This window comes from Chelativorans xinjiangensis, from assembly GCF_009812055.1.
GTDB classification, from domain to species: Bacteria; Pseudomonadota; Alphaproteobacteria; order Rhizobiales; family Rhizobiaceae; genus Chelativorans; species Chelativorans xinjiangense.
Genome location: NZ_WQNH01000021.1, coordinates 66,779 through 72,778, shown reverse-complemented (window position 1 = coordinate 72,778; position 6,000 = coordinate 66,779). Strand labels below are relative to the sequence as shown.

Below are 6,000 nucleotides of genomic sequence, written 5' to 3'. Positions count from 1 at the left end.
CGCCGCCTGCCGGCATGCGTGCGGAGGCGACCGCCTGCGCGCCGCCGTTGCCTGCGGGTGCGGCGGCCGGGGCAGCGGCAGCCTGGCCGGACGGCGCACGTGTGCCCGCCGTCCCGGCAGGCACATCCTCCAGCGCCTTCAGGGCCTCGTCGAGGGTGGGCAGGTCCGCGGCGTGCGCGATGCGGATCAGCACCATCTCGCCGGCCGCCACCGGCGCGTTGGACGACTGCACTTCCTGGATGCCTTTGAGCAGCATCTGCCAGGCGCGCGAGAGAACGCGCACGGAGAGCATCTTGGAAAACGCCAGCCCGCGCTCTCGCTCGGCCTCCGACAGCGCGGCATCGCCCGCCGCCTCCGGCACGAAGCGCAGCCGCGTGACCAGATGGTTGAATTGGGCAAGGTCCGTCAGCACCGTGGCCGGGTCCGCGCCGGTGTCGTACTGGGCGCGGAATTCGGCCAGCGCCGCGGCGACATCGCCCTTCATCAGATGCTCGAACAGGTCGATGACGCGGGCGCGGTCGGCAAGGCCCAGCATGTCGCGCACGGTCTCCGTCGTCACCTTGCCGGAGGAGTGCGCGATCGCCTGGTCGAAGATCGACTGCGCGTCGCGCATGGAGCCTTCGGCGGCACGGGCGATCATCGCCAGCGCCTCGTCCTCCGCCTCGACGCCCTCAAGCCCGCCGATGCGGGAAAGGTCGGTCTTGATCACCGCCGCATCGATGCGCCTCAGGTCGAAGCGCTGACAGCGCGACAGGATGGTGATCGGGACCTTGCGGATTTCGGTGGTGGCGAAGATGAACTTCACATGCGGCGGCGGCTCTTCCAGCGTCTTCAACAGGCCGTTGAAGGCCTGGTTGGAGAGCATGTGAACCTCGTCGATGATGTAGACCTTGTAGCGCGCCGAGACCGGTGCGTAGCGCACCTGTTCGATGATGTCGCGGATATCGTCGATGCCGGTATGCGAGGCGGCGTCCATCTCGATCACGTCGACATGGCGGCCTTCCAGGATGGCCTCGCAGTGTTCGCCCAGCGTCTTAAGATCGATGGAGGGCTGGTCGACCGTGTCGGTCTTGTAGTTCAGCGCGCGCGCCAGGATGCGCGCCGTCGTCGTCTTGCCCACTCCGCGCACGCCTGTCAGCATCCATGCCTGGGCGATGCGCCCGGCGGAGAAGGCGTTGGTGAGCGTGCGCACCATCGGCTCCTGGCCGATGAGAGCGGAGAAGTCGCGCGGGCGATACTTGCGCGCCAGGACCCGGTAGGCGCCGGCCTTGGCCTTGTCCGTCTGCCCGGCGTCGTTCATATGCTTGTCGCGCTCCCGTGGTCGGCGTTTGCGGAAGGGGGAATCTCCACCGCTCGATTGCGGCGAGTTTCCCCTTCGAGGCGTTGCCGCGTCAATGGTGCAGCGTGGAAAAAGGTGGGAGGCTGGCACGGTGACCCGTGCCGAAGCTCGTTAGGGCTGCTTCCTTCCGGACCTGACCCGGTTGGCGAGTGGCGCGTCCACCACCAACCTCCCGCGCCCCATATCGTCAATCGCGCCGGCAAATGCAAGGGCATTCGGGATCGAAGGAAGGGCTTGCAGCGGCGCCAGACGCACTCTAGCCTTCATTCCAGAACAAGGGAGAAAGCATTGCTTCCGGGCAAAAAGCGAGGATTCGCGCTCGACGCGCGGCTGGAGGAGGAGAGTCTGCCCGTCGTGTGGCTGGGTCTGTGCGACCTGCGTATCCGCGACGACAGGCGGTGGCCGTGGCTCCTGCTGATCCCGCAGCGGCCGGGCATCGAGGAGATCCACGATCTCACCCCGCTAGACCAGGCGATGCTGAGCTTCGAGACCAACCTGGTGTCGAAGACGCTGAAGGAATTGACGGGCTGCACCAAGATCAACTGCGCGGCGCTCGGCAACATCGTGCGCCAACTGCACGTGCACGTGATCGCCCGCAGCGAGGGCGATCCCGGCTGGCCAGGCCCGGTATGGGGGCACGGGGTGCGCGAGCCTTACCGCCGGGAGGACCTGCACCAATTCGCCGAGAAGATACGCAGCCGGCTTGGCGGCGATGCCGGACAATGATGAGGGATGATGAGGCCCGATATGATGAGGAACGCATGAATTTCGCTCCGCCGGAGGCGCAGTCCGAGGCCGAAACGCAAATAGCCTTCACCGGCAACCTCATCGACCCGCAGTCCGAACATCGCACCGACGATGCCGCCGGGAAGGCCCTGAAGGATCCGGTCGCCCGGCTGATGCTGGTGCGGGAGGGGCGCCTGTGCCTGAAGGTGGCGGACGGCGGCTTCGACCCCTATTTCTCGTTGGTTGAAGCGGACGCCCTGGAAGCGCGCTTTGGCGAGGCCGTTCTGCTTGGCCGCTCGGCCCGCGGCCCGGTGCTGGCGGCGCCCTACGACAGCGAGAAGGAGGCGTTGCCCGACAACCTCAAGGCCATCGACTTCCGCTCGGTCTACATCCAGGGCCTTCTCGGCGGCGAAGACCTCGGCGCGCTGGCGCAGGGCGCCGCCCTTCTTTCCTGGCATGAGAGCCACCGCTTCTGCGGGCGCTGCGGAGGCGAGACCGTGATGCGCGCCGGCGGCTACCGGCGCTTCTGCGCGGCATGCGGGCGCGAGCACTTCCCGCGTACCGACCCCGTTGCCATCATGCTGGCGGTAAGGGGGAGCGAATGCCTTCTCGGCCGCAGCCCGCATTTCGCGCCCGGCATGTATTCCTGCCTTGCCGGTTTCATCGAGCCAGGCGAGACCATAGAGAACGCGGTGCGGCGCGAGACGTTCGAGGAGGCGGGCATCCGCGTTGGCCGCGTGGCCTACCAGGCGAGCCAGCCCTGGCCGTTCCCCTATTCACTGATGATCGGCTGCATCGCCGAGGCCGTCAGCGAGAAGGTGGACCCGGACCTGAGCGAGTTGGAGGACTGCCGCTGGTTCACGCGCGAGGAAGTAAGCCGCATGCTTGCCGGCACCCACGAAGCGGGGCTGATGACGCCCCCGAAAGGCGCCATCGCAAGGCATCTGATTGCCGGCTGGGTGGGGCGGGAGTAGGGGCGCGTGGCCTTCCGCCCTCGCCCTTCGACAGGCTCAGGGTGAGGGCTCATGTCTGCGCCCTTCCTCGATCGTCGCGGCTTGCACCAGCGTTGCCTTGCCTTCACCCTCATGCACCCTCATGGTGAGCTTGTCGAACCACGAGGGTGAAGGCACGCACCCCCCCCGTCCGCTAATCTTCGTCCTCGCTCTGCGTGGCGCGGAAGGGATGGGCTGCGTAGACGCCGAGGATGCGCACCTCGCGTGAGAAGAAGCCGAGCTCTTCAAGTGCCAGCGCCACCCCGCGGTCTTCGGGGTGGCCCTCGATGTCGGCGTAGAACAGCGTGGAGAAGAACTTGCCGCCGAGCTGGTAGCTTTCCAGTTTGGTCATGTTGACGCCGTTGGTGGCGAAGCCGCCCATGGCCTTGTAGAGCGCGGCCGGCACGTTGCGCACGCGGAAGATGAAGGTCGTGATCATCGGCTGGTCCGGTGTCGCGCGCTTCGCCCATTGCCGTTCCTTCGACAAGACCACGAAGCGGGTGACGTTGTTGTCCGTGTCGTCCACATCCTCGGCGAGGATGTCGAGCCCGTAGAGCTCGGCCGCCAGGCGCGGGGCAAGGGCCGCGTTGGCGCGCACCTTCTCCTCCGCCACGAAACGCGCGGCACCTGCCGTGTCGCCTGCCACCATTGGCTTCCAGCGATGCTTGCGGATGATCTTGCGGCATTGGCCGAGCGCATGGATATGGCTGTAGACGGCCTTGATTTCCGATTGCTCCACGCCCGGCAGCACCATGAGCTGGAAGCGGATGGGCAGGAAATACTCGCCGACGATGAAGAGCTTGGATTGCGGCAAGAGGTGGTGGATGTCGGCCACGCGGCCGGCGATGGTGTTCTCGATGGGGATCATGGCGAGATCGGCCTTGCCGGTCTCCACCGCGTTGAACGCGTCCTCGAAGGTGGCAGAGGGCAGCGGCTCCATGTCGGGGAACATGTTGCGGCACGCCGTGTCGGAATTGGCCCCCGGCTCCCCTTGGAAAGCGATTCTGTTGGTCGTGCTCGGCCTCATCTCACACCCGCCCTTATGTCAAAATCTCCCTGGCGCGCTCCAGGTCCGCCTGCGTGTCGACGCCGAGCGGCACCGAGCGCACGATCTCGGCATCGATGCGCATGCCCGCCTCCAGCGCACGCAACTGCTCCAGGCGCTCGCGCATCTCCAGCGTCGAGGGCCCGAGCGCGACGAAACGCTCGAGCGCTGCGCGGCGGTAGGCATAGATCCCGACGTGATGGTAAAGCGGGCCTTCGCCCCACGGAGCGGTGGCGCGTGTGAAATAAAGGGCGCGCAGCCGCGAGGACGCGGCATCGAGCGGCGTGCCGACGATCTTCACCACGCTCGGGGCGGTCTTTTCTTCTTCGTCCACAATTTCCACGCCCAGCGTGCCAATGTCGACGGCGCCGTTTTCCAGCGGGCGCAGGACGGCGTGGATGTCGGCGGGGGGGATCGTCGGCAGGTCGCCTTGGAGATTGACGACGATCTCCGCCTCATGGTCGGGATCGACGATGCCGAGTGCCTCGAAGATGCGGTCGGAGCCCGACTGGTGGTCGCCGTGGGTCAGCACCGCCTCGACGCCTTCGGCCTTAAGGGCTGCGACGATTTCCGGCGTGTCCGTCGCCACCACCACGCGTCCGACGCCGCTCTCCAGCGCCCTTGCCGCCACCTGGGCGATCATCGGTTTTCCGGCGATATCGGCCAGCGGCTTTCCGGGCAGCCGCGTCGATGCCATGCGGGCGGGGATAAGAACGATCACTGTCATGGAAGGATGGGCCGGTCTCGCGGGCTTGAAGGAAAGTGGCAAAACGTCTCACTCGCGACAGCCTTATATGTGTTGCAACGCTGAAGCAAAAGACCTAGTTTCCGCGCGATTTTACCGGCAACGGCCGAACGCGGGGGACACGGGAGCGGTGCAGACGACGCCGCCTCGCCGCGGGCGTCCGGATAAAGGGAGCCCCTGGGCGAATGGACTCGTTCGAACTCAACAAGATCATCGGTGCGCTTCTCGGCGTCGTTTTCGTCGTTTTCTCCGTCAATCTGCTTTCCGACGCCATCTTTCATTCTCCCGCACCGGAGACGCCCGGCTACGCCATCGTCGTGCCCGAGGGCGAGGGTGAGGGCGAGGGAGGCAACGGCGGCAAGCAAGCGCCCGAATCGGTGCTGCCGCTTCTCGCGGATGCCGATCCTTCCGCCGGCGAGGGCGTGTTCAAGCGATGCCAGGCCTGCCACACGGCGGAGGAGGGTGGGCCCAACAAGGTCGGGCCGAACCTTTGGGGTGTCGTCGGCCGGCCGGTCGCCAGCCATGACGGCTTCAGCTATTCCGCGGGTATGCAAGAGTATTCGCAGGGCGGCGAGACCGTCTGGAACTATGAGAATCTGGACCACTTCCTGACCAATCCAAAGGGCGCGGTGTCGGGGACGGCGATGGCCTTTGCCGGGCTGAAGAACGTGGACGACCGTGCCAGCGTCATCGCCTATCTGCGCACGCTTTCCAACGATCCGGCACCCCTTCCCGAAGCCCCGGCCGAAGGCGAAGGAGAGGCCGGGGGCGACGCGCAGGCGACCGACGACGGGCAGGCTGCACCCGCGGAGACCGGCGCACAGGAGGCACCCGCCCAGGGCGGCGCACAGGCGGCTCCCATGGAGGGCGGCGTCGAAGAGGCCCCCGCGGAGCAGCAGGAGACCGGGACGGAAGAAGGCGCCAATGGCGGCGAGGCCGCCGCGCCTGCCGAAGAGGAGCAGCCGGCCGCCGCCGATTAGAGCAATTCCAGGAAAAGTGGGAACCGGTTTTCCGTCCGGAATTGCGTAAAATCAAAAGGTTAGATCATTTCATCGTTTCCGTGAAACGGTGAAATGATCTACTGAGCATCGCCGCGGTTCCCGATCATGAAAAAGCCGGCTTCGTGCCGGCTTTTTGATTTCCGCGCCTATTC

Annotated in this window: 6 protein-coding genes and 1 other RNA gene; 3 read left to right on the top strand and 4 right to left on the bottom strand. The window is 66.2% G+C overall.

Going from position 1 to position 6,000, the window contains the following annotated elements; all coding sequences use genetic code 11:
• Together GM910_RS14555 and ffs are read right to left on the bottom strand one after the other, a co-directional pair.
• The coding region (locus tag GM910_RS14555; RefSeq protein ID WP_159588401.1) for a DNA polymerase III subunit gamma/tau at nt 1-1,300 on the bottom strand (1,300 nt) is incomplete at its 3' end.
• A 114-nt stretch (nt 1,301-1,414) separates the two neighbouring features.
• An RNA gene (gene ffs, locus GM910_RS14550) (signal recognition particle sRNA small type) lies at nt 1,415-1,512 on the bottom strand.
• A gap of 115 nt (nt 1,513-1,627) precedes the next feature.
• Between ffs and GM910_RS14545 the strand changes: the two genes are divergently transcribed.
• A complete protein-coding gene (locus GM910_RS14545; RefSeq protein ID WP_159588399.1) occupies nt 1,628-2,065 on the top strand; it encodes an HIT family protein in 438 nt (145 codons plus the stop codon).
• 35 nt (nt 2,066-2,100) lie between these two features.
• Complete coding sequence (gene nudC / locus GM910_RS14540) at nt 2,101-3,039, top strand: NAD(+) diphosphatase (RefSeq protein WP_159588397.1); 939 nt, start codon at nt 2,101-2,103, stop codon at nt 3,037-3,039.
• 172 nt (nt 3,040-3,211) lie between these two features.
• Here the strand turns inward: nudC and GM910_RS14535 are convergent, their stop codons facing one another.
• Complete coding sequence (locus GM910_RS14535; protein WP_159588395.1) at nt 3,212-4,084, bottom strand: prephenate dehydratase; 873 nt, start codon at nt 4,082-4,084, stop codon at nt 3,212-3,214.
• 13 nt (nt 4,085-4,097) lie between these two features.
• Complete coding sequence (locus GM910_RS14530) at nt 4,098-4,829, bottom strand: 3-deoxy-manno-octulosonate cytidylyltransferase (RefSeq protein ID WP_159588393.1); 732 nt, start codon at nt 4,827-4,829, stop codon at nt 4,098-4,100.
• Between the two features lie 203 nt (nt 4,830-5,032).
• Here GM910_RS14530 and GM910_RS14525 point away from each other — a divergent pair, with 203 nt between their 5' ends.
• A complete protein-coding gene (locus GM910_RS14525; protein WP_159588391.1) occupies nt 5,033-5,827 on the top strand; it encodes a c-type cytochrome in 795 nt (264 codons plus the stop codon).
• Nucleotides 5,828-6,000 lie beyond the last annotated feature (173 nt).

Coding starts and splice junctions, on each gene's coding strand:
- GM910_RS14525 (WP_159588391.1), top strand. CDS start 5,033: ATGGACTCGTTCGAACTCAACAAGATCATCGGTGCGCTTCTCGGCGTC.
- nudC (WP_159588397.1), top strand. CDS start 2,101: ATGAATTTCGCTCCGCCGGAGGCGCAGTCCGAGGCCGAAACGCAAATA.
- GM910_RS14530 (WP_159588393.1), bottom strand. CDS start 4,829: ATGACAGTGATCGTTCTTATCCCCGCCCGCATGGCATCGACGCGGCTG.
- GM910_RS14535 (WP_159588395.1), bottom strand. CDS start 4,084: ATGAGGCCGAGCACGACCAACAGAATCGCTTTCCAAGGGGAGCCGGGG.